The sequence below is a fragment of the Amycolatopsis sp. EV170708-02-1 genome (assembly GCF_022479115.1).
Lineage (GTDB): Bacteria > Actinomycetota > Actinomycetes > Mycobacteriales > Pseudonocardiaceae > Amycolatopsis.
The window spans coordinates 8078868-8100328 of sequence record NZ_CP092497.1 but is presented as its reverse complement, the minus strand read 5'-3'; the positions used below and the strand labels follow the sequence as shown (position 1 = coordinate 8100328).

Sequence of the window (21461 nt, the reverse complement as noted above, 5' to 3'; positions counted from 1 at the left end):
CCGCCTTGGTCAGGGATGTCGCGAAAGCCACTTTCGCGATGTCTGATGTCCCGAAAGTGGCTTTCGCGACATGCCACCCGCGCGCGTTCAGCGCTTCAGGATCGCCAAGACCTCGTCGTGGAGCAGCCCGTTCGTCGAAAGCGCCGAGCCGTTGTCGTAGCGCGCTTCGCCGCTCAGGTCGCTGAAGCGGCCACCGGCTTCGGTGATCAGCACCTGGGCCGCGGCGACGTCCCACGGGTTCACGATGCATTCCGCGGTGACGTCGAGCGCGCCCTCGGCGACCAGGCAGTGGTGCCAGAAATCGCCGAAAGCCCGGCTTTCCCAGCACGCGTTCACGAGGTCGAGGTACTTCTCGCGTGAGTGGTACTCCACCCACGAGTTCAGGTCCGTTGTGGACAGATACGCGTCTTCGAGCGACGCGACCTTCGACACCGAGATGCGGCGTTCCCCGGCGGAGTCGCTCATCCAGGCGCCGTCCCCGGCGGCGGCCCACCAGCGGCGGCCGAGCAGCGGCGCGCTGATCATGCCGACCACGGGCTCGCCGTCTTCGACCAGCGCGATCAGCGTCGCCCACACCGGGACGCCGCGCAGGAAGTTCTTCGTCCCGTCGATCGGGTCGAGCACCCAGGCGCGCCCGGTCGCGGCGGTGCCGCCGCGTTCCTCGCCGAGCACCGTGTCGTCCGGCCGGTCCGTCGCGAGGATCGCGCGGATGGCGTCCTCGACGGCGGTGTCCGCGTCGGTGACCGGCGTCCGGTCGGGTTTGCGTTCCACGGCCAGGTCGAGCGCGCGGAACCGGGCGGTCGTGATGGCGTCGGCGGCGTCGGCCAGCCGAGTGGCGAGTTCAAGATCATTCTCGTAGCCGGGCACGGTCACGATGGTTTCACGCCCGGCAGTCGTAGAGTTGACCAGGTGAGCATGGTGCTACTCGCCGAGGACGACCCGGCCATCGCCGATCCGCTTTCCCGCGCACTCCAGCGGGAGGGGTACGAGGTGCGGGTCGTCGGCGACGGGCCTGCCGCCCTCGACGCGACCGAGAGCGACCGCGTGGATCTGCTGGTCCTCGATCTCGGCCTGCCGGGGATGGACGGCCTCGAAGTGTGCCGCCGCCTGCGCGCCAGCGGTACCGAGGTGCCCGTGCTGATGCTCACCGCGCGCACGGACGAGGTCGACTTCGTGGTCGGGCTCGACGCCGGCGCCGACGACTACGTCGCCAAGCCGTTCCGGCTGGCCGAACTGCTGGCCCGCATCCGGGCGCTGCTCCGCCGCCGGGCGCCCGACGTGCTCGAAGCCGGGGGAGTGCGGATGGACCTCGGTGCCCGGATGGTCACCGTCGACCTGCACGAGGTGCAGCTGGCGAACAAGGAGTTCGAGCTGCTCCGGGTGCTGATGAGCCGTGCCGGCCAGGTGGTCAGCCGCGACGAGATCCTCGCCGAGGTGTGGAACGACCTCGAATCGAAGACCTCGAAGACACTCGACATGCACATGTCGTGGCTCCGGCGGAAGCTCGCCATCGCGGCCGACGAAGCGGCCGGGCGCGCGGGCAAACCCGGCGGGAACGGCGACGGCGAACGGCGGATAGCCACCGTCCGCGGCGTCGGCTTCCGCTTCAACGCGGAATAGCATGCGCCGCCGCATCCTCCTGGCGATCCTGCTCGCCGTCGCGGTCACCGCCGCGGTGCTGGGCATCCCGCTGGGGATCACCGCGTGGCAGCTGGTCGAGAACCTCAACCGCGAGAACCTCGCTTCCTCGGCCCGCGGGATAGCGGCGACGCTGGACAACGAGATCGCCGTCGGCCAGCCGATCAACCTCGACCTGGTCCGGGTCGCCGTGCCGCAGGGCGGGCTGCTGACCGTCCGCGCGCAGGGGCAGATCGAGAAACGCTACGGCTCCGACCCCGGTTCGGACGTGGTGTCCGAGCGAGCGCCGATCGCGTTGCACGGCGAGGTCGAGCTGTCCGTGCCCGCCGGGCCGATGCGCACTCGCCAGACCCAGGTGACGCTGCTGGTGGTGCTGCTGGTCGTGCTGTCGGTGGGCACCGGCACGGTGGTCGCGACGGTGACCGCGCGAAGGCTCGCGAAACCGTTGAGACACGTCGCGGATCGCGCGGTCAGACTCGGCGGCGGTGATTTCCGGCCGGATCCGAAGCGCTACGGCGTCGGCGAGCTCGACATGGTCGCCGAAGCGCTCGACGCGTCCGGTTCGGCGCTCGCGCAGCTCGTCCAGCGGGAACGCCAGCTCGTCGGCGACGTCTCGCATCAGCTGCGGAGCCGGTTGACCGCGTTGCAGCTGCGGCTCGAACCGCTGACCGTCCACTCCGATCAGGACGTCGTCGACGAGGCGAAGGCCGCGCAGGAACAGGCGGACCGGCTCGCCGAAGCGCTCGACGAACTGCTGGCCGCCGCGCGGGCGGCGCGTGAGGTCGGCGCGGAACCGGTGAATCTGGCGGAGGTGCTCCCCGAGGTTTCCGAAGAATGGCGGCAGCTGCTCCGTGCCGAGGGCAGGCATCTGCGCATCCGCGTCACCGACGGGCTGAGGGCGAGGGCGACGCCCGGCCGGTTGCGCGAGGTCGTCGGTGTCCTGCTCGACAACGCGCTGCGCCACGGCGCGGGAACGGTCACGCTCGCCGCCCGGCGCGGCGACGCGGAGGGCACTGTCGTCGTCGAGGTCGCCGACACCGGGTCCGGAGTGCCCGAAGAGCTGGCGCCGCACATCTTCGAACGCGGATTCTCCGGCGGCGGGTCGACCGGTGTCGGTCTCGCGCTCGCCCGTGCGCTCATCGAGGCCGACGGCGGGAGGCTGGAGCTGTCGAGCAAGCAACCGGCGGTGTTCAGTCTCTTCCTGAAGGTGCCTCGGCCGGGGGACGTGGCCGAAGTACGGTGGCCCGCCGAGCGGGTCCCTCGTTAAGAAACGCCCCAAGGACGTCCCGATCGGGCAATGCCGTGGCCGCGCGGCGACTTACCGTCGGGGGGTGCATGCGACGGCGTTCCGGTACCGCCCACCGGTGAGTCCGGTGGCCGCGGCGACCCTGGAGATCGGCAAGGTGGCGGTCACCGTGCGGCTGTCCTTCGACGGCGCGCTGTACGCGTGCCGCCGTCCTCCCGGTGTGGTGGAGCGGATGGAGGCCGAAGCCCTCGACCTGCTCTCCAAAGGCCTGTTCGTCAGCGGGATCGACACCCCGGTCGCGACCGTCACCGGAGCGGCGGGCCATCGGTTCGTCCAGCGGAGCGCCGAATTCCGGCCGCCGGACGGCAGGCTCTACCAGGGCATGTGCGGGGTCGGCGCCAGCCGGAACGGGCTGACCCTGACCGGCATCCTCGGCTACCGCCTCGAAGTCCGCGCGGAGTGGGCGAGGCGGGCGGGTGACTGCGGCCCGCCCGGGAGCGCCGCCGAGTGGAGCGAACTCTTCGACGGGGAGCTGGCGTCCATCGGCGGGGTGGTCCTGCGGCGGGCCTCGGTGCTCAGTCTCGGTACTCCGCCGTGACGGTGACGACGAACGCCGCGCGGGCGGGCAGGCCGAGGCTGACCCACAGCCCGGTCGGATCGGTCTCCTCCAGGGTGATCGGCAACGGCTGCTCGTCGACCACGAGGAACTCCGTCCCGATCAGGACCCGCAGCGACCGGTCGAGCAGTGTGTGTTCGTCGCGGACCTTGTCCGCCCGCGCGGTGACCAAATAGGACAGTTCGCACCGCCTCGCCCGCACGGCGCCGGTTCCCGGGCCGGCGCCGTGCAGGGCGAAGAGGAACAGATCGACGCTCGACACCCGTGTCTCGGTCTGCCAGGTGGGTTTCGGCGGATCGAGCCGGACCACCGTCCCCTCCGGCAGATGGGGTGCGATGAGCCGGCACAGGGCCTCGTCGACCTGGCTGATCACGGGATCAGATCAATCCCTCACGCAGCGCGTAAGCCACCGCGTGCGAGCGGTTCCGGAGCTGGAACCGGTTGGTCACGTCGTGCAGGATGCTCTTCACCGTGCGCTGCGAGTAGCAGAGCTGGTCGGCGATCTCCTGCGTCGAGAACCCCGACGCGACCAGCTTGAGCACCTCGGTCTCCCGGTTGCTCATGCCACCGAGGTGCAGGCCGCGTGGCTGCAGCACCTGACGCTGCAGCCGCGAGACCCGGTGCAGCAGCCTGCCGAGCAGGTCGGGCGGGAGCGCGCCTTCCCCGGCGGCGGCCGCCTTGATCAGCCGGACCAGGACGTCGGCGCCCGCCTCGGAGCGGCGGGCGACCGCGCAGACGCCGTGTTCGATGGCGCTGAGGATCTCGTTGTCGTCGACTTCACCCGCGATGAGCACGATGCGGGTGAAGCCCTGGTGGTGCAGTGCGGACAGCAGTTGCGTCATCGCCTCGTCGAGGCGATCGGTGACCAGGAGGGCCACCATGGTCGGGTCGGCGGTCTCCCCGTCCACCAGCCAGACGTCGTCACGGGAGCGGAGCGTCATGCAGACGCCGTTGTGCAGGATCGGATCGGTCGCGCGGACGACCACCGGTGTCCGGTTCGGTTCGAACATGTGATTCCCATTCCCCTCGAACGGTGCGAGGGCCCCACCCCTCGCGCTACTCACCCTGCCGGGTGAGGTGTCCCGAGCGCATGGGACTCCGGTCCCGGAATTGCCCGAAAAGCCGCCCTTATCGGGGTCGCTTTTTCAGCGACCCAGCCCCGCCTCTCGGGCGCGGACGATCGCTTCGGCGCGGTCCGCGACGTGAAGCTTGCTGAAGACGTTCGAAATATGGTTCCGCACGGTCTTCGGGCTGAGGCACAGAGTGCTGGCGATGACCGTGTTGCTGTGCCCGCCCGCGATGAGCGAGAGGACCTCTCGTTCGCGGACGGTGAGTTCCGGGAAAACCGTGTCCGTGGCCGGCTGAGTGTGGTTGAAGAAACCGAGGACCCGCGTCGCGATGTCGGGTCCGAAGATCGCTTCGCGCCTCGCGACGGCGTGCACGGCGCGGATGATTTCGTCGGGCTCCGCGTCTTTCAGCAGATATCCGCGGGCTCCGGCCCGCATCGCGGAGAAAACGGATTCGCTTTCGTCGGCCATCGTCAGCATGAGCACGCCGACGCCGGGCCGTTCGGCGACGATGTGCCGGGTCGCTTCGGCACCGCTGATATCGGGCAAATGCAGGTCCATGACCACGACGTCGGGCGAGAGCGCGCTCGCCGCGCTGATCGCGTGCGCGCCGCTCGCGGCCTCGCCGACGACGTCGATCAGCGGTTCGTTGGCGAGCAGTGTGCACACCCCGAACCGGAACAGTGGATGGTCGTCGACCACGAGCACGCGAAGACGTTCGTTCATACGGTTCCCCCTGTCTCCCCGACGCGGCACGTTAGCGAGAGGGCCGGTCACGGACAACGCGAGGTCCGGACAGCGGACCGGCGAGAATTAAACGCCTGATGAGTATCGCGTATGGCGGAGGCTCGCCCAACCCATTAACCCTTTCGGCCCACGCTGGGGTTGCAAGTCCGTGAAGGCCTCCTTGAGGGACTCTGGGTCCCTCAAGGAGGCCTTCACGGACAGCGCCTCAATCGTCGGGTGGTAGCAAAGGTCCCTTGCTCCCTTTTCGCAGGTCAGGCGAAGGTTTCGGCGTGCTCGCGAGCCCAGTCCGCGAATGTCAGCGGCGACCGGCCGAGGAGCTCGCGAACGGTGTCGAACACGATCTCCTCCTTCCCGGCGGACTGCCGTTTGAGCTCGAAGATCCCGTCGACCGCCGAAGCGGGCCACCCGTACCCGAGCATCCGGGCGCGCGAAGCGGCTTCGGGCTCTTCGACGTAGGTCAATCGTCGCCCGAGAGCGTCGCCGAGGATCTCGACCTGCCGCCGCGTCGTGAGCGCTTCGCCGCCGGTGATCGGATAGGTCTTGCCCGCGTGCCCGTCACCGGTCAGCACGGTCGCGGCGACTTCGGCGATGTCGCGGACGTGCACCAGCGCCGACGCCGGATCGCCTTCGGGGACGCGGATGACGCCATCGCCGCGAACGGCGTGCAGCCAGGCGAACCGGTTGTCCATGAACGTGCCGGGGCGCAGGATCGTCCAGTCCGGCCCGGCTTCGCGCACGGCCCGCTCGGCCTCGGCGTGCACGAGGGAGATCGGGTCTGTCTGTCCGAAGTGGACTCCGGTGGTGGAGAGCTTGACGATGTGCGAGACGCCGGCGGCGGCCTTGAGTACCGCTTGTTCCTGGGCGAGCGGGTCGGACCCGTGGCCGGAGGTCAGGACGAACACCCGCTCGACGCCGTCGAGCAGCGCGGGATCGAAGGTGTCGAGATCACCGGCGGCGACCTCGGCACGAGGGTCGATCCGGGCACGGGACGGATCGCGCGTCAGGGCACGGACGTGCACGCCCTTGTCCAGCAGAGCGGGAACGAGTTCGCGGCCGATTTTGCCGGTGGAACCGAGAACGAGGATCATCGGAAGACTCCTTAGTGGTCGCGCCGCAGGGAAACGCGCGGCAGGAAGAGGGAAGCGACGAGGCCGACGACCAGTGCCGGGACCATCACCCGGAACACGCCGTCGAGCGCGGACGCGTAGCCGGCGGGACTGTCGTCGGTGAAGGCGTTCGTGAACACCGCGCCGAAAACGGTCAGCCCGGCAGTGGTGCCGAGGGAGCGAAGGAAGCCGACGGTCGCCGAAACGGCGCCGAGATCGGTCCTGGCGACGTTCTGCTGCGCCGCCATGGACAGCACCTGCATGGTGAGCCCGGCGGCCGCGCCGAAGGCGACGAGATAGGCGACGACGAGCGGCAACGGCGTCGTTTCATCCATCGTGGACAGCGCGAGCGCGGCGGCGAGGCCGAGGGTCATGCTGAGGATCGGCGCCCAGCGGTAGGCGCCGGTCTTGGCGATGACCCGGCCCGCGACCATCGACGACGCGGCGACCGCGAGCGTCATGGGCAGCAGCAGGAGCCCGGCTTCGGAAGGCCCGGCGCCACCCGCGGTCTGCAGGAAGAGCGCCAGGTAGTTGACCGAACCGAGGAAGACGAACCCGGCCGCGGCGCCGGCCAGCACGCTCAGGCCGAACATCCTGGAGCGGAACAGCCGGAGCGGGACGACCGGTTCGGCCGCGCGGCGCTCGATGAACAGGAAGGCGACGAGCAGCACCGCGCCGATCGAGGCCGACAGGGGAGTCGCCAAGGTCAGGCCGACGATCGCGCCGGACAGGACGACGATGCCCGCGAAGTCGAACGGTGCGGTCGTCCGGCGGCGTTCGAGCCGCAGGAACCGGGCGACGACGCCGAACGCGGCCAGGCCGATCGGCACGTTGAGACCGAAGATCGACCGCCAGCCCGCCAGGTCGGTCAGGACACCGCCGACGACAGGGCCCGCCAGCGAGGACCCGGCGAAGCAGATCGAGAACCAGGCGAAGTAGCGAGCGCCTTCGCGGCCGGGGAACAGTTCGCCGATGATCGCGGCGACCGCGACGAACAAGCCGCCGGAGCCGATGCCCTGCAGGACGCGGGCGGCGATCAGCAGCGGCATCGTCGGCGCGAGGGTGCAGGCGAGCGAGCCGAGGACGAACAGCGCGATCGCGACGAGGACGACGCGCTTGCGGCCGAAGAGATCGCCGAGCTTCCCGTAGACGGGCGCGCTGACGCTGCCCGCCAGCAGATAGGCCGTGGTGACCCAGGCGAACGACGCGGCGCCGCCGAGCTCGCCGACCATGCGGGGCAGGGCGGTCGCGACGACCTGGGCGTCGAGCATCGCCAGGAACACGGCGGCGAAGAGCCCGACGAGGGCAAGGATGTTTCGGGCGCGCGGAGGCGCGCCGAGAATGGTGCTCAAGAAAGAGATCCGTTCACTGGAAGAAACGAGGGAACGCGAGGGACGCGGAGCAGTGCCCCGGATCCCCGCCAAGACGGGAAAAGGCTCAACCGTCATCCGAACCGGATGCGGTCCTCTTCGCGCTTGGCGATCACCTCGAATTCGTCCCGCTCGACCGTGCGAACCCGGCCGGCGTCATCAGTGAAGGAACGTTGACATGGATGACCCTAGACAATCACATGTCTTTTGACAAGTTATTCAGTGGAGGGGAACGACGTCGTCGTCCGGCTCGTCGCTGTCCCGGCGGCGTTTGCCCAGCTCATCCGGGAAGACCCACTTCTTGAACCCCCAGAAGCGGAAGAACATCGCCAGCAGCATGCCGATGATCGACCCGCTCGTGAAGTCCGCGAACTCCTGGACGAACCGCGTCACGTGCGGCACTTCGAGATCGAAGATGTAGCGCGACGTGTAGAGCGGGATCAGGTTGACCACCACGGCGATGCCGCTGATCACGAAGAAGAGCGCCGCCTCGTGATGCCGCTCGCGGCCGCCGCGGGTGCGGAAGGACCATTCGCGGTTGAGGATGTAGGACACGATCGTCGCGACGATGATCGCGATGGCCTTCGCCGTGGTCGGCTTCGACTCCAGCACGCTGAGTTTCAGCAGGTACCAGACGCCGTTGTCAACCAGGAACGTCGTGCCGCCCACGATCGCGAACTTCAACAGCTCACGGTGCTTGATCAGCACGGATCGGAGCGGCTCGGGCGTCCTGGAGAGGACGGATTCGACCACGGTCACCGGATCAGTCTAATTCGCGTCGCCCGTCGAGCGGGCTGGCAGGGGATGGACAGCGCGATATATGACGCTTTGGGTGTTTCGGTGACGAGCGTTTCGGGCCTGGCTCGGCTCGCCCTGCCGTCTTTGTGCCGGCCGCGCAGGGGGAGCAAGGGACCTTTGCTGCCACTCGGCCCGCTGACCTGCGAAAAGAGAGCAGGGGACCTTTGCTACCACGCGACGTCAGGCGGCCGGTTCGTCGGGAATGTCGGAAATCTCCTGCCCGCCACCTCGCAGCACCCGCGGCCGCGCGCCGACCTCGGGGAAGACCCACTTCTTGAACGACCACCACCGGAACGCCGTGCCGAGCAGGGTCCCGACGAGCACGCCGCTGACGAAGTCGGCGACCTCCTGGGTCAGCAGCGAGACATGCGGCTGCTCCAGCTCGAACACGTACCGCGAAACCAGCTGCGGAAGCGCGTTGAGGCCGAGCGCGATCGCGCTGAGCAGGAAGAACAGTGCCGCTTCGTGCGCGCGCTCACGGCCGCCGCGGGAGCGAAAGGACCATTCGCGGTTCGCGACGTACGAGAAGACGGTCGCCACCAGGACGCCGATGATCAGCGCGGTCACCGGTTTGTCGGTCAGCACGGTGAACTTCAGCCCGTAGGTGATCGTCATCGTGATGACGAAACTCGCGCCCCCGACCAGAACGAACCGCAACAGTTCGCGATGCTTCCCGAGCATGCGGGCGACGCTACTGGAAAATGCGGTCGACCACTCCGTTGGGCTGGGTGGACGGCTTGGACTTGCCGGGCCGCGGCGGCGCGCTCGTGGTCGTCTCCGGCTGGGCGGGCTCTTGCTGCGCAGGCTCGGACGACGTCGCGGACGGCGAAGGCTTCTTCGGCGGAACAGGCCACCCAGGGCGCCCAGGCTTCGTCGTGTCCGGAGGATCCGAAGGCTTCGAAGTGACCGAAGGCAGCGAAGGCACCGTCGTTGACGGAAGCAGCGCGTTGTCGTCACAGTGGTGGTGCCAGCAGCCGAAGTAGACCGCGACCGGTTTCGCCTTGGCAGCGCCGAGGGTGGCGTTCACCGTCACCGGTATGTTGGCCGCCGGGCGCCCTTTCAGCTGGACATATACGCGCGCCTCACGCCCCGGGGTCAGCGAACCACGCGAAGTGCACGACGAACCTTCGCCCGTCGGAGTGCATCGGACGCCGGAGAAGCTCGACGAGTTGAGCACGCGGTGGTCGAGTGTGATCGTCACCGGCTTCGTCGACTCGCCGGTGTTCGTCACCTGGATGGTCATCCACGGATTGCGGAACCAGGGGAACGAGGACGGCCAGACGCTTTCAGCGCGCAGGGTGAGGGCGTCCTGCGGCGACGGCACCTTGACCTTCACCTCGATCGACACCTTGATCTGCGCACCCGCCGTCACCGAACCGGTGACCACGCTGCCGTCCTCGGCCGTCCCGTCGGCGCGCAGCCGGAACTTCAGCACCGCGGACTGTCCCGGTTCGAGCCCGGTACCGGTCCGGCAGGTCACCGTGCCGGTGCCGCCGGGGCAGTTCACCGTGATCGGACCGGGTGCCTGCTGACGGAAGCCGTTGGCGCCCATCGCGCCACCGCCGCCGGCGGCGTTGATGGCCCGCACGCCCTTGGGCAGATTCAGCGAGACCGCCACGGGCTCGGACTTCGAACCGCCGTCGTTGCGCACGGTGATCGGCAGGTCGGCCGGCTCGCCGGGCCTGAGCTGGACACCGCCGGGCGGGGTCGACGCCGTCATCACCGGAGGCGCCGGGATCACCGGCGCAGGCGCGGGCGGCTCGGCGGGCGTGGGAACCGGGGCGGGTGCCGGGGCCGGAACCTGGGCCGGCGGTGGCACCTGCTGAGCGGGCGGCACGGGCTGCTGCGCCGGCGGGGCGGCGGGCGGCGGTGCCGCGGGCGGGGCGGCCGGCGGGGGAGCGGGGGCGACGGCGGGCGGAGGGACGGCCGCGGCGGCCGGGATCTCCTGGGTGCCGCCACCGGCGGCGAGCGCCACCGCGACGGCGGCGACGATGGCCGCGCTCGATCCGGCCACACCCGCGAATTGGCGCGGTCCGGCCGCGGCGGCACCGGCGGCGCCGCCCGAAGTCGAGCCCGCGGCGGCGGCCGTCGCGGCCGCGGTGACCGCGCCCGCCTTGCCTGCCCCGGTCGTCGCCAGGTACCCGAGAGCCGCGCCACCGAGCACGATCGGCGCGATGATCCCGCGCAGACCGGTGTTGACGTCGGCCAGTTCCGCGGCCAGCGCGCGGCATTTCTCGCATTCGTCCAGGTGGTTCTCCACCTGGGCGCGTTCGCGTTTGGACAACCCGTCGCGGGTCCACGCGCCGAGCTTGTCCGCGCTCGCGCGGCAGCGTTCGGCGGAGTTCTCGGCCAGGTGGACCTGCAGATAGGCCTGCCGCAGGCCTTCACGGGCCCGGTAGGCGAGCGCGGAGACACCGTTCGCGGTCAGCCCCAGCAGCGGCGCGACCTCGGCGGGCGTCTGCCCTTCGATCTCGGTGTGCCACAGCACCGCCTGCCACCGCTCGGGCAGCCGGGCGAACGCCTTCGCGGCGAGCGTGCGCTCGAGCCCGGCGACGGCGGTGTCGGAGAAGGGGACGGTCAGCGCTTCGCCGACGGCACCGCCGACGTCGGACATGTCCTCGTTCAGGTCGACGCGCTTGTCCTTGCGCGTCTTGTCGTAGGCGGTGTGCCGGAGCGCGGTCAGCAGGTAAGCGCGGAACGCGGCGTCGGGGCCTTTGCCGCCGCGCAGCGTGTCCAGAACCTTCGCGAAGGCTTCCGAAACGAGGTCGTCGGCTTCGGAACTCGAGCGGGCGAGCTGGCGGGCGAGATTGTGCGCCGCGCCGGCGTGGCGCTCGTAAAGGGTTCCGTAAGACGCGATCTTCCCGTCACGCACCTCGGCGATCAGCTCGGCGTCACTCTTACCGGAGAGATCGGCGGGAACGGTGGACACGGGGCTCCTTCATCTGCGGGTTAGGCGGGTCTACTCTTCCTAACGCCCGAACACGCTCAGTGTGACGGACCGGGCGACGCACGTCACCTCGCGGTCCCTTCGATGACCCGGAGGGCGCAACGCCATCACCCAGGACGGGTTACCGAAGAGTTCGGAAAGATCCTTGAAAAACGCCGTCACGCGCGGCGTGGACGGGCGTCCCCACCGTGAAGCGATCGCAAGATCGAAAAGATCGGAACGGAAAGGGGCGGTGGGCAGTGGACGTACCGGCCACCGGTGCGCCGTCCGGGGGATCCGACGGGCAAGCCGCCTGGAACCGGTTCGAACGAGATCGCACGCTCCGCACACTGCGGGCCCGCTGGCGGACGGCCAGCCTGGCCGCGGGCTGGCGTTTCCCCAGCGACTGGGGCCTGCCCGAGGTCGACGCCGTCTGCGCGGCGGTGATCAAGAACGGCCGGGTCGCTCCCGCGGAAATGGCTGAGACCGCCCTCGCGGGGCTGGGCCGGGCACGGGCCGCCGCGGGCGCGGGACTGGCCGAGACGCTCGCGGACCTCGCGGCGTTGCACGCCGTGCTCGCCGACCCGGACGCGGTCGACGGCTTCCTCGCTCCGGATGTCGACTCCACGCCGTCCCGGCTCCTGCGGGTGACGGCGCTGGCCTGGGCGGACGTCGCGACCGACCAGCTGGTGAACACCGAGGTCACCGAACCGCTCACCGGCCTGCCCACCGCGGCGTATCTGAGAACCCGGTTGAGTGAGCTGTACCGCCAGGCCCGCCGTGACGAGCGGCCGGTCGCGGAGGCGCACACGCTGCTCGTGGTGTCGATGGACTTCAGCTCGGTCGCGGGCTGGCCCCGGCTGACCGGGATGATCCTGGTCGCGGACGCGTTGAAGCAGGTGTTCGACGGCGGGGAGAGCGTCGCCTCGATCGGGCCGTCCGTCGCGGGCGCCCTCGTGCCGAAGGACGTGAGGCTCGCCTCGTCCGGCGTCGCGCTGCGAAGGGCGCTCAACGAGCGGCTTTCGGTGGACGCGCAGTTGCGTGACACCGGCCGTCCGCAGATTTCGGCGGTCCGGCTCCCGGCGACCTACGACCTGGCGTGCGATCTGCTCGGCAGCCTCGCGCGCTCCTGACGCTGGGTTAGCGTAAGAGGTTCTCCAGGTCACGGCCGACCCTGTCGACCAGCGACGACCCGGTTCATGATTTCCTGTTTGCGTGACCCGGACTGTTCCCGCCGACGCCAACGGCGACGTTTCGGCGAGCCGACCGCAGCATCGTCTCTCGCTGCGGAGGTCGCTCGCCCGCTTGTCCGTCCGGCCGAGGTCGATCCTGATCCTGTCGGTGATCCCGCTGGTCGCGATCGGTTTCGGCATCTGGGGATGGCAGCACGAATGGGTGCTGGGCGTGGACAGCGCGGTGTACCGCGCCGGTGCCGAGACACTGCTGAACGGCGACCCGCTGTACGACGCGAACACCCTTCCGGTGGAGCCGTGGTGGGCGCTGTTGCCGTTCACCTACCCGCCGACCGCCGCGCTGCTGTTCATCCCGCTCGCGATCGTCCCGACGCAGGTCGCCTGGGGGCTCCTGACCGCGGTCTCGCTGCTCGCGCTGGCACTGTGCGTCCGGATCGCCATCGGTGCGCTGCCGAAGCCCTCGACCGACGGCCCCCGCTGGTGGGCCTCGCCCGCCCGGTCGACTATCGCGTTCTTCCTGGTCTTCCTCGGCCTCGAGCCGGTGTGGCGCACGATCTTCCTCGGCCAGATCAACATCATCCTGATGGCGCTGGTGATGCTCGACATCCTGGTCATCGGGGCCAGGGGCAGCCGCTGGGGCGGCGTGCTCGTCGGTGTCGCGGCCGCGGTCAAGCTCACCCCCATCGTGTTCCTGGGGCATCTGTTCATCACCGGCCGCCGGATGGACGCCGTGCGCGGGCTCGTCACGTTCGTCGTGATGCAGGGCCTGATGTTCCTGATCATCCCGCACGACGCGGCCCGGTACTGGACCTACACGCTGCCCGACACCGGCCGGATCGGCCCGGTGCACTGGGCGGGCAACCAGTCGCTGAACGCGCTCATGAACCGCTTCACCGAGCTCGCGCCTTGGGCGTCGAAGGCGGCGATGGGGATCGGCGCGCTGCTCGCGATCCCGGCGATCTGGCTGGTGCTGCGCTTCCACCGCAAGGGCCAGGCGCTCGCGGCGATGCTGGTGACGGCGTTCTGGATCCTGCTGATCTCGCCGATCTCCTGGACCCACCACTGGGTTTGGGTGGCGCCGCTGGTCGTCCTGCTGGTCTCGCGCCTGCCGAAGACCACGCCCGCCACCGCGTGGAAACGCTGGCTCGGTACCTTCGCGGTGTTCTTCGTCTTCATCAGCTGTGTGCTGCTGATCCTGCCGAACGGCCGCAACGTCGAGCTGCACTGGAAGGTGTGGCAGAACATCCTCGGCAGCGCGTACATCTTCATGCCGCTGGTGCTGGCGCTCGCGCTGGCCGGACGCTGGTGGTACCTGCGCCGGAAGCAGGGCTCGGGGGACACCGAAAAGCATGCTGAAGTCACGTCCGGCGGCTGACGCCCGGCTCGTCGGGATCACGCTGGCGGGTGTGCTCGCGCTGGCGATGCTCGCGCTGGGTGTCGTCGCGTGGCTCGGCGAATGGCACCTCGGCGCGGACAGCGCCGTCTACCGGGCCGGCGCTCTCACGCTGCTGAAGGGCGAACCGCTCTACACCCGTGAGGCGCTGACGACCCTGCCGCCGTGGGTGCTGCTGCCGTTCACCTACACCCCGGCCGCGGCGCCGCTGTTCCTGCCGCTCGCGATCGTTCCCGCCGGGCTGACCTGGGGCGTCGTCGGCGCTCTCTCGCTGGTCTGCCTCAGCGTCGTGATCTCCGTGGTCGCCCGCGCCTGCGGTGCCCCGATCACCCGATGGTGGGTGCTGCCGCTGGCCACTGCGGGCGCGCTGGCGCTGGAGCCGGTCTGGAAGACGATCTTCCTCGGCCAGATCAACCTCATCCTGATGGCTCTGATCGTCCTCGACGTCCTGGTGCTTTCGGCGCGCGGTTCGCGCTGGGCCGGGGTGCTGATCGGGATCTCGGCCGCGATCAAGCTGACGCCGCTGATCTTCGTTCCGCATCTGCTGTTCACCGGCCGCTGGAAGGACGCGCTGCGGGCGCTCGGCACGTTCGTCGCGCTCGAAGCCGTGATGTTCGCGGTGATCCCCGGCGACGCCGTCCGGTTCTGGACCGAATCGGCGACCGACCCGAGCCGGGTGGGCTCCGTGCACTGGATCTTCAACCAGTCGCTCAACGGCCTGGTGAACCGCGCTTCGGAACTCGCGTCGTGGTCACTGGCGGTGGCCATCGCGATCGCCGCCGTGGTGGCCGTCCCCGCCGTCTGGCTGGTCGTTCGCCTGCATCGCCGCGGCGACCCGGTCGGCGCGCTGCTGGTGACCGCCTTCTACGGGCTGCTGCTCTCGCCGGTGTCGTGGTCACACCACTGGGTGTGGACGGTGCCGCTGCTCGTCCTGCTCGTCCTCCGCCGATCGTGGGTTCCGGCCGCGGGGATCGCGGTGCTGTTCGCGAGCGGCGTGATCATGTTCGTGCCCAACGGCGGGGACACCGAGTTCGGCTGGGGGCTGGGCTGGTCGCTGGTCGGCAACGTCTACGTGCTCGCCGCTGCGACCGCCATCACAGGCCTGGCCGTACGGGAGCTGCGACGCGGGTCCGCCCAGGTCGCGGCGGTGGCGGCCAAGTAATCTGCTCGCTGTTATGGACAAACGAACCGGTCTTCCGATCGTGGGCATGGTGGGCGGCGGACAGCTGGCCAGGATGACCCACCAGGCGGCGATCTCCCTCGGCCAGTCCCTGCGCGTGCTGGCCGCCGGGGAGAACGAATCCGCCGGCCTCGTCGCGGGCGAGGTCGTGCACGGGCACCACACCGACCTCGAAGCGCTGCGCTCGTTCGCGGCCGGGGTCGACGTGCTGACGTTCGACCACGAACACGTTCCCGGCGAGCACCTGCTGACGCTCGCGATGGAAGGCGTCACCATCCGGCCCGATCCGGCCGCGTTGTCGATGGCGCAGAACAAGCTCGTCATGCGCGAGATGATGGCCGGGCTCGAGATCCCGGGCCCCGCCTTCGCCGAAGTGTCCTCTGTGGACGATGTGATCGCCTTCGGCGACAAGCACTCGTGGCCGGTGGTGCTCAAGGCGGCGCAGGGCGGCTACGACGGCCGCGGCGTCTGGATGCTCGACACCGCGCAGCACGCCCGCGAGACCGTCCCCGAACTGCTCGACGCCGGAACCCCCTTGCTGGTCGAGGAAAAGGTCGTCATGCGGCGCGAACTGTCCGCGCTCGTGGCCCGGTCCCCGTTCGGTCAGGGCGCGGCGTGGCCGGTGGTGGAGACCGTGCAGTCCGGCGGGATCAACACCGAGGTGCTCGCCCCGGCGCCGGGGCTGAGCCTCGAGCGCACGCAGGAGGCGCAGGACCTGGCGCTGCGGATCGCCGCGACGCTGAACGTGACCGGCCTGCTCGCCGTCGAGCTGTTCGAGACCGACGAAGGCCTGCTGGTCAACGAACTCGCCATGCGCCCGCACAACTCGGGCCACTGGACCCAGGACGGTTCGAAGACCTCGCAGTTCGAGCAGCATCTTCGGGCCGTGCTCGACTACCCGCTCGGGGTGACCGACCTGATCGCCCCGCCTGCGTGATGGCGAACGTCCTCGGCGCACCCGAGGCGCCGGAGATGGGCCCGGACGAGCGGCTGCACCACCTGTTCGCGCGGTACCCGGACATCCGCGTCCACTTGTACGGCAAGGGAGAACGTCCCGGCCGCAAGCTCGGCCACGTCAACCTCGTCGGCGAACGCATGGAGGAGCTGCGCGACCGCGCGCTGCTCGCCGCGCACTGGCTTTCCCACGCCGTCTGGCTCGACGGCTACGAGATCCACTAGGAGTAGGAAAATGGCGCCGCAGGTTGGCCTGATCATGGGCAGCGATTCGGACTGGCCGACGATGGAAGCGGCCGGGCAGGCGCTGGCCGAGTTCGGCATCGAATACGAAGTCGGCGTCTACTCGGCGCACCGCACTCCGCAGCGGATGCTCGACTACGCGACTTCGGCCGCTTCGCGCGGTGTGCGCGTGATCATCGCGGGCGCCGGCGGTGCCGCGCACCTGCCGGGCATGGTCGCGTCGGCGACCGTGCTGCCGGTGATCGGCGTACCGGTGCCGCTGAAGTACCTCGACGGCATGGACTCCCTGCTCTCGATCGTGCAGATGCCCGCCGGTGTCCCGGTCGCGACGGTCTCCGTCGGCGGGGCGCGCAACGCGGGGCTGCTCGCGGTGCGCATCCTCGCCGCGTCCGATGAGGAGCTTCAGGCGAAAATGGCGCGATTCCAGGCGGATCTCGAGCAGTTGGTGCTCGACAAGGACGCCGCGCTGCGGAAACACGTCGAAGGCTGAATCTGCATTTCGTCCTCTGAATGCGGTAGTTCGCCATCGAACCACCGCATCCAGAGGACGAAACGCGGGGCGTTCAGTCGGCGAGTTGCTTCCGCAGCTCCCGTTTGAGCACCTTCCCGGCCGCCGAGACCGGGATCTGGTCGACGAAGTGGATCGCCCGCAGCCGTTTGTACGGCAGGACGCGGGCGCCGACGGCTTCCAGTAGTTGTTCGGCGGTGACGTTCTCGTTGCTGCGCACCACGAACGCGACCGGCAGTTCGCCGACCTCGGTGTCCGGTTTGCCGACGACGGCCGCCGCCGCGACGCCGGGCAAGGTGATCAGCAGCTCTTCGAGTTCGCGCGGGAAGACGTTGTATCCCTTGTACAGCAGCATGTCCTTCTTGCGATCCACAATGGACAGATAGCCGTCCTCGTCGAGGATGCCGATGTCGCCGGTGTGCAGCCAGCCGTCGACGAGCGCGGCCGCGGTCTCCTCCGGGCGGTCGCGATAGCCGATCATCACCTGCGGGCCGCGCAAGCAGACCTCGCCGCTTTCCCCCGCGGGCAAAGGATCTTCGCCGCCTTCCGCCGGGACGATCTTGATCTCGGTGTCGGGAAGCGGAAGGCCGACCGAGCCCACCTTCCGGACGGCGGAGCGGTAGGCCGGCGCGATGACGGCTCCCATGGTGACCTCGGTGAGGCCGTAGCCTTCGATGACGAGCACGCCGGGGAAGCGTTTCTGCAGGGCGCGGATCATCTCGTGGTTCATCGGCGCCGCGCCGGAGCCGATGGTCAGTACCGAAGACAGGTCGGCTGTGTGAAACTCGGGGCAGGCGAGCAACGCGGCGAACAGCGCGGGCGCGCCGCCGATCGTGGTGACCCGCAGCAGTTCGGCGTCGGCCACGTACGCGGCCGGGTCGAAACGGTCGTGCAGGACGATGGTGCCGCCGTCGAGCAGCGGGACGTTGAGCGCGGCGATGGTGCCCATGGCGTGGAACCACGGCGTCAGATTGAGGGCGATCCCGGTGCCGATCCGCGACGGCCACTCGTCCGGGCCGCCGAGTTGCTCGACGATCACTTCGCCCGAGCTGTCCACGGCGGGGACCGCGCCCAGCCGCCAGCAGGAGCTTTGCAGACTGTTGACCACGACGTTCCGATGCGGCAGGCGGACGCCTTTCGAGCGTCCGGTGGTGCCGCCGGTGTACGCCAGATGGGCGAGATCGCGGTAGATGTCGATCTCGACGTCCGGCCGCTCGTCGGAGTGACCGGAGTGGAACACGGTGAACTCGACCTCGCCCTGCCCAGGTGACTCCGGCGGGTGAACGACGATGGTCAGCCGGACCGACGTCCGATCACGCACCGAAGCGAGCACGCGCGCGACCGGGCCGACGGTGACGGCGGCGACCGCCCCGGCGTCGGCCAGCTGGGCGGCGAGGTCCTCGGGTGGGAGAAGGGGGTTCGCGGGGCTGAAGGTCGCCCCGGCGAGCAGCGTTCCGTAGTACGCGACCGGGTACGCCAGGCAGTTCGGCAGGTGGAGCGCGACGACGTCGCCGCGCCCGATGCCCTCGGCGCGCAGGGCGTTGGCGAACCGGCAGGCCGCGCTGTATGTCTCGGCGAAGGTGAGGCTCTGGTCTCCGTGGGCGAAGGCCGTGCGGGAGCCCCAGCGAGCAGCGGCGCCGGCGAGCACCGAGCCGACCGGGACCTCGGGATAATCGAGCGACCGGGGGAACGGGGTGAGCTCCATCACTCGAACGTACGGACTTTGCGGTCAAAGACACAAGCGCTCGCGATGTCGCACCATGTGAACGAGCGCTAACATCGGTCAAACTCCCAAACGCGGTTAGAAGAGGTGACGAAGGTGTCTGACGGCCCGGGTCTGTACCAGCTTGCCGAAGAGCACGAGGAGCTGCGGGCCGCGGTGCGTGCCCTCGCGGAGAAGGAGATCGAGCCGTACGCGGCCGAGGTCGACGAGAACGAGCGCTACCCGATCGAGGCGTACAACGCGCTGGTCAAGTCGGGTTTCAACGCCGTGCACATCGACGAGGCCTACGACGGCCAGGGCGCGGACGCCATCGCCGCCTGCATCGTCATCGAAGAGGTCGCGCGTGTCGACGCGTCGGCGTCGCTCATCCCGGCGGTCAACAAGCTGGGCACGGTGCCGATCATCCTTTCGGCGTCGGAAGACCTCAAGAAGCTCGTGCTGCCTTCGATCGCCTCCGGTGAGGCCTCGGCGTCCTACGCGCTTTCGGAGCGCGAAGCCGGCTCGGACACCGCCTCGATGCGCACCCGCGCGAAGCTCGACGGCGACCACTGGGTGCTCAACGGCACCAAGTGCTGGATCACCAACGCGGGTGAATCGTCCTGGTACACCGTGATGGCGGTGACCGACCCCGAGGCCGAGAAGAAGGCCAACGGCATCTCCGCGTTCGTCGTGCACAAGGACGACCCCGGCTTCACCGTCGGCTCGAAGGAGCGGAAGCTCGGCATCAAGGGCTCGCCGACCCGCGAGATCCACTTCGAGAACGCCACCATCCCGGCCGACCGCATCATCGGCGAGCCCGGCACCGGCCTGAAGACCGCGCTGCGCACCCTCGACCACACCCGCCCGACCATCGGCGCGCAGGCGCTGGGCATCGCGCAGGGCGCGCTCGACGCCTCCATCGCCTACGTCAAGGAGCGCAAGCAGTTCGGCAAGTCGATCTCGGAGTTCCAGGGCGTCCAGTTCATGCTGGCCGACATGGGCATCAAGATCGAGGCCGCCCGGAACCTCGTCTACGCCTCCGCCGCGGCGACCGAGCGTGGCGACAAGCGCGGCGGCTACATGGCCGCGGCCGCGAAGGCGTACGCGTCGGACATCGCGATGCAGGTGACCACGGACGCGGTGCAGCTCTTCGGCGGCGCGGGCTACACGCGCGACTTCCCGGTGGAGCGCATGATGCGCGACGCGAAGATCACCCAGATCTACGAAGGCACCAACCAGATCCAGCGCATGGTCATGGCGCGCGCCCTGCTCAAGGGCTGATTTGATCTTGGTCCGGTAGTTCGGGCGGCGCTGGCTGCTCATGATCAGGCCGCCTCCAGGCCGTCATGGGAGCCAGGCCGCCCGAACACCGCGTCGATCGCCTGCCGAGCCCGCTCGTGGCTCGACGGGACGAGGTGCGTGTACGTCCGCAGGGTGAACCCGGCATCGGAGTGGCCGAGGTACTCGGCGAGTTCCTTGATCGACACGGCGCGGGACAGCAGCGTCGAGGCGAAGAAGTGCCGCAGCGCGTGCATGCCGTCCGCCCGGCCACGGTAGTCGATCTCAGCTGCCCTGAACGCGCCCTGCCACACGACCTTGGTGAACAGGTCTCCGGTGTAGAGCCGCCCGTCTTCTCCCGTCATCAGGAGCCGGACTGTCACGGGTTCGCCGTCCGGCTTCCGCCAGGGCAGCGTGACCGCGACGGACGGGAACCGGTCCTGATGGTCGTCGATCTCGGCGAGCATGGCGGGGGAGAGCGGCACAGTTCGCGTCTTGCCACCCTTCGGCGGGGCGAACATCATCACGCCCTTGACGGTCTTGATCTGCCGCTGAACGTGGACGGTCATCGCGTCCCGGTCGATGTCGTCCGGGGAGTACCCGAGGATTTCCCCTTGCCGCAGGCCCAGCCCAGAGCCCAGCGGGACAGCGATTCGGAACCGCTCGGCGAGCCCTTTCCGCACCTTGTGCACTCGTTCCTCCGGCCACACGACGACCTGCGGGCTTTCACCGACCGGCCGTCGAACCGTCTTGGCATGACAGGGGTTCTCTCGAATCAACCTGTCGTCGACCGCTGAGTCCAGCACTCCAGCCACGATGGTGAACAGGACTACCTGGTAGTTCGAGGACAGCCCCCGTTCGTCCATATCGCCCACCCAGTCACGAATGGTGGACGGCTTGATCTGGCCGAACTTCAAGTGTCCGAAGGTGGGATAGATCTGACTTTCCAGTCGGCTACGCAGAATCTCACGCGTGGCCGGATCGGGTGAGGTGGCCTTGAGCCAGTTCTCGCCCTGCTTGCGGAAGATCTTCGACGACGCCCGCGGATCGATGTACTTGTCTTCGCGCTTGTCGGCCTCCACGCCGATCAGGAAGTTTTCAGCGCGCTTCTTTTGCTTGTCAGGAAAGGCTTTCGAGCGTTCCTCGTTGTCGGGGTCGAGGTAGCGGACCTTGTACCGCATGCCGATGCCGTATAGCTCGGTCTTTTCGAGCACGGGCTTGCCCCGCCCGTTGAGGATGACCTTTCCGGTCTCCTTGTCACGGGCGGGGCGGTACCAGCGATCTTGAATGTGTCCCATCAGGCCGCCGCCTCGTCTGTGCTCCAAGCGCGGACCTTGGCCGGGTCGTACCGGAGGTGACGGCCGATCTTGCGGACCGGCGGACCTTCGCCGAGCCACTTCCACTGGTAGAGCGTCTTGACCGGCACGCCGAGGTAGGCCGAGACGTCCTCTACCGACCAAAGCCGGTCAACACTGCTTACGTTGTCCATCTCGCCT

General features: G+C 69.2%; 20 protein-coding genes and 1 pseudogene. 9 read left to right on the top strand and 12 right to left on the bottom strand.

Annotated elements, in window-relative coordinates; all coding sequences use genetic code 11:
- Positions 1–87 precede the first annotated feature (87 nt).
- Positions 88–873 (bottom strand): histidinol-phosphatase, encoded by a 786-nt coding sequence (gene hisN, locus MJQ72_RS36700; protein ID WP_240595616.1) that lies wholly within the window; start codon positions 871–873, stop codon positions 88–90.
- 42 nt (positions 874–915) lie between these two features.
- On the opposite strand from hisN, the gene MJQ72_RS36695 reads away from it, so the two are divergent.
- From MJQ72_RS36695 to MJQ72_RS36685, 3 genes are all read left to right on the top strand, one after another.
- A complete protein-coding gene (locus MJQ72_RS36695) occupies positions 916–1620 on the top strand; it encodes a response regulator transcription factor (RefSeq protein ID WP_038519243.1) in 705 nt (234 codons plus the stop codon).
- 1 nt (position 1621) lies between these two features.
- The gene (locus tag MJQ72_RS36690; RefSeq protein WP_240595615.1) at positions 1622–2905 is read left to right on the top strand and encodes an ATP-binding protein; all 1284 of its coding nucleotides are present in this window, start codon (positions 1622–1624) and stop codon (positions 2903–2905) included.
- Positions 2906–2969: 64 nt separating this feature from the next.
- A complete protein-coding gene (locus MJQ72_RS36685; protein WP_240595614.1) occupies positions 2970–3482 on the top strand; it encodes a hypothetical protein in 513 nt (170 codons plus the stop codon).
- On the opposite strand, the gene MJQ72_RS36680 is transcribed toward MJQ72_RS36685, so the two are convergent.
- The 8 genes from MJQ72_RS36680 to MJQ72_RS36645 form a co-directional block, all read right to left on the bottom strand.
- Positions 3460–3873 (bottom strand): DUF4255 domain-containing protein, encoded by a 414-nt coding sequence (locus MJQ72_RS36680; RefSeq protein ID WP_240595613.1) that lies wholly within the window; start codon positions 3871–3873, stop codon positions 3460–3462. The two genes, MJQ72_RS36685 and MJQ72_RS36680, sit on opposite strands and share 23 nt — an antisense overlap.
- A gap of 4 nt (positions 3874–3877) precedes the next feature.
- Positions 3878–4510 (bottom strand): response regulator transcription factor, encoded by a 633-nt coding sequence (locus MJQ72_RS36675; protein ID WP_016331368.1) that lies wholly within the window; start codon positions 4508–4510, stop codon positions 3878–3880.
- Positions 4511–4645: 135 nt separating this feature from the next.
- Positions 4646–5293, bottom strand: coding sequence for a response regulator transcription factor (locus tag MJQ72_RS36670; protein WP_240595612.1), 648 nt, complete (start codon positions 5291–5293; stop codon positions 4646–4648).
- Between the two features lie 272 nt (positions 5294–5565).
- Positions 5566–6402 (bottom strand): SDR family oxidoreductase, encoded by an 837-nt coding sequence (locus MJQ72_RS36665; RefSeq protein WP_240595611.1) that lies wholly within the window; start codon positions 6400–6402, stop codon positions 5566–5568.
- An 11-nt stretch (positions 6403–6413) separates the two neighbouring features.
- Positions 6414–7772, bottom strand: a complete 1359-nt coding sequence (locus MJQ72_RS36660; RefSeq protein ID WP_240595610.1) for an MDR family MFS transporter — start codon at positions 7770–7772, stop codon at positions 6414–6416.
- A 237-nt stretch (positions 7773–8009) separates the two neighbouring features.
- A complete protein-coding gene (locus tag MJQ72_RS36655) occupies positions 8010–8549 on the bottom strand; it encodes a GtrA family protein (protein WP_016331373.1) in 540 nt (179 codons plus the stop codon).
- Between the two features lie 219 nt (positions 8550–8768).
- Positions 8769–9269: a GtrA family protein gene (locus MJQ72_RS36650; protein WP_240595609.1), complete on the bottom strand. Its 501-nt coding sequence runs from the start codon at positions 9267–9269 to the stop codon at positions 8769–8771.
- Positions 9270–9279: 10 nt separating this feature from the next.
- Positions 9280–11517 carry a sigma-70 family RNA polymerase sigma factor gene (locus tag MJQ72_RS36645; protein WP_240595608.1) on the bottom strand — a complete coding sequence of 746 codons (2238 nt, stop codon included), beginning with the start codon at positions 11515–11517 and terminating at the stop codon, positions 9280–9282.
- 257 nt (positions 11518–11774) lie between these two features.
- On the opposite strand from MJQ72_RS36645, the gene MJQ72_RS36640 reads away from it, so the two are divergent.
- The 5 genes and pseudogenes from MJQ72_RS36640 (at position 11775) to purE (ending at position 16967) form a co-directional block, all read left to right on the top strand.
- Positions 11775–12647 carry a GGDEF domain-containing protein gene (locus MJQ72_RS36640; protein ID WP_240595607.1) on the top strand — a complete coding sequence of 291 codons (873 nt, stop codon included), beginning with the start codon at positions 11775–11777 and terminating at the stop codon, positions 12645–12647.
- A gap of 82 nt (positions 12648–12729) precedes the next feature.
- On the top strand, positions 12730–14082 hold the full coding sequence (locus MJQ72_RS36635; protein ID WP_240595606.1) for a glycosyltransferase 87 family protein: 1353 nt from the start codon (positions 12730–12732) through the stop codon (positions 14080–14082).
- A complete protein-coding gene (locus MJQ72_RS36630) occupies positions 14057–15262 on the top strand; it encodes a glycosyltransferase 87 family protein (protein WP_240595605.1) in 1206 nt (401 codons plus the stop codon). Before MJQ72_RS36635 ends, MJQ72_RS36630 begins: the two co-directional genes overlap by 26 nt.
- A gap of 13 nt (positions 15263–15275) precedes the next feature.
- Positions 15276–16459, top strand: a pseudogene (locus tag MJQ72_RS36625) (5-(carboxyamino)imidazole ribonucleotide synthase).
- A 10-nt stretch (positions 16460–16469) separates the two neighbouring features.
- Positions 16470–16967 carry a 5-(carboxyamino)imidazole ribonucleotide mutase gene (gene purE / locus MJQ72_RS36620; protein ID WP_240595604.1) on the top strand — a complete coding sequence of 166 codons (498 nt, stop codon included), beginning with the start codon at positions 16470–16472 and terminating at the stop codon, positions 16965–16967.
- Positions 16968–17040: 73 nt separating this feature from the next.
- Here the strand turns inward: purE and MJQ72_RS36615 are convergent, their stop codons facing one another.
- Complete coding sequence (locus MJQ72_RS36615; protein ID WP_240595603.1) at positions 17041–18690, bottom strand: class I adenylate-forming enzyme family protein; 1650 nt, start codon at positions 18688–18690, stop codon at positions 17041–17043.
- 105 nt (positions 18691–18795) lie between these two features.
- Between MJQ72_RS36615 and MJQ72_RS36610 the strand changes: the two genes are divergently transcribed.
- A complete protein-coding gene (locus MJQ72_RS36610; protein WP_174492065.1) occupies positions 18796–19968 on the top strand; it encodes an acyl-CoA dehydrogenase family protein in 1173 nt (390 codons plus the stop codon).
- 44 nt (positions 19969–20012) lie between these two features.
- Here MJQ72_RS36610 and MJQ72_RS36605 read toward each other — a convergent pair whose 3' ends face one another.
- Positions 20013–21263 carry a site-specific integrase gene (locus MJQ72_RS36605; RefSeq protein WP_240595602.1) on the bottom strand — a complete coding sequence of 417 codons (1251 nt, stop codon included), beginning with the start codon at positions 21261–21263 and terminating at the stop codon, positions 20013–20015.
- Positions 21263–21454 (bottom strand): AlpA family transcriptional regulator, encoded by a 192-nt coding sequence (locus MJQ72_RS36600; RefSeq protein ID WP_020633601.1) that lies wholly within the window; start codon positions 21452–21454, stop codon positions 21263–21265. The genes MJQ72_RS36605 and MJQ72_RS36600 overlap by 1 nt, the downstream gene beginning before the upstream one ends.
- Between the last annotated feature and the right edge of the window lie 7 nt (positions 21455–21461).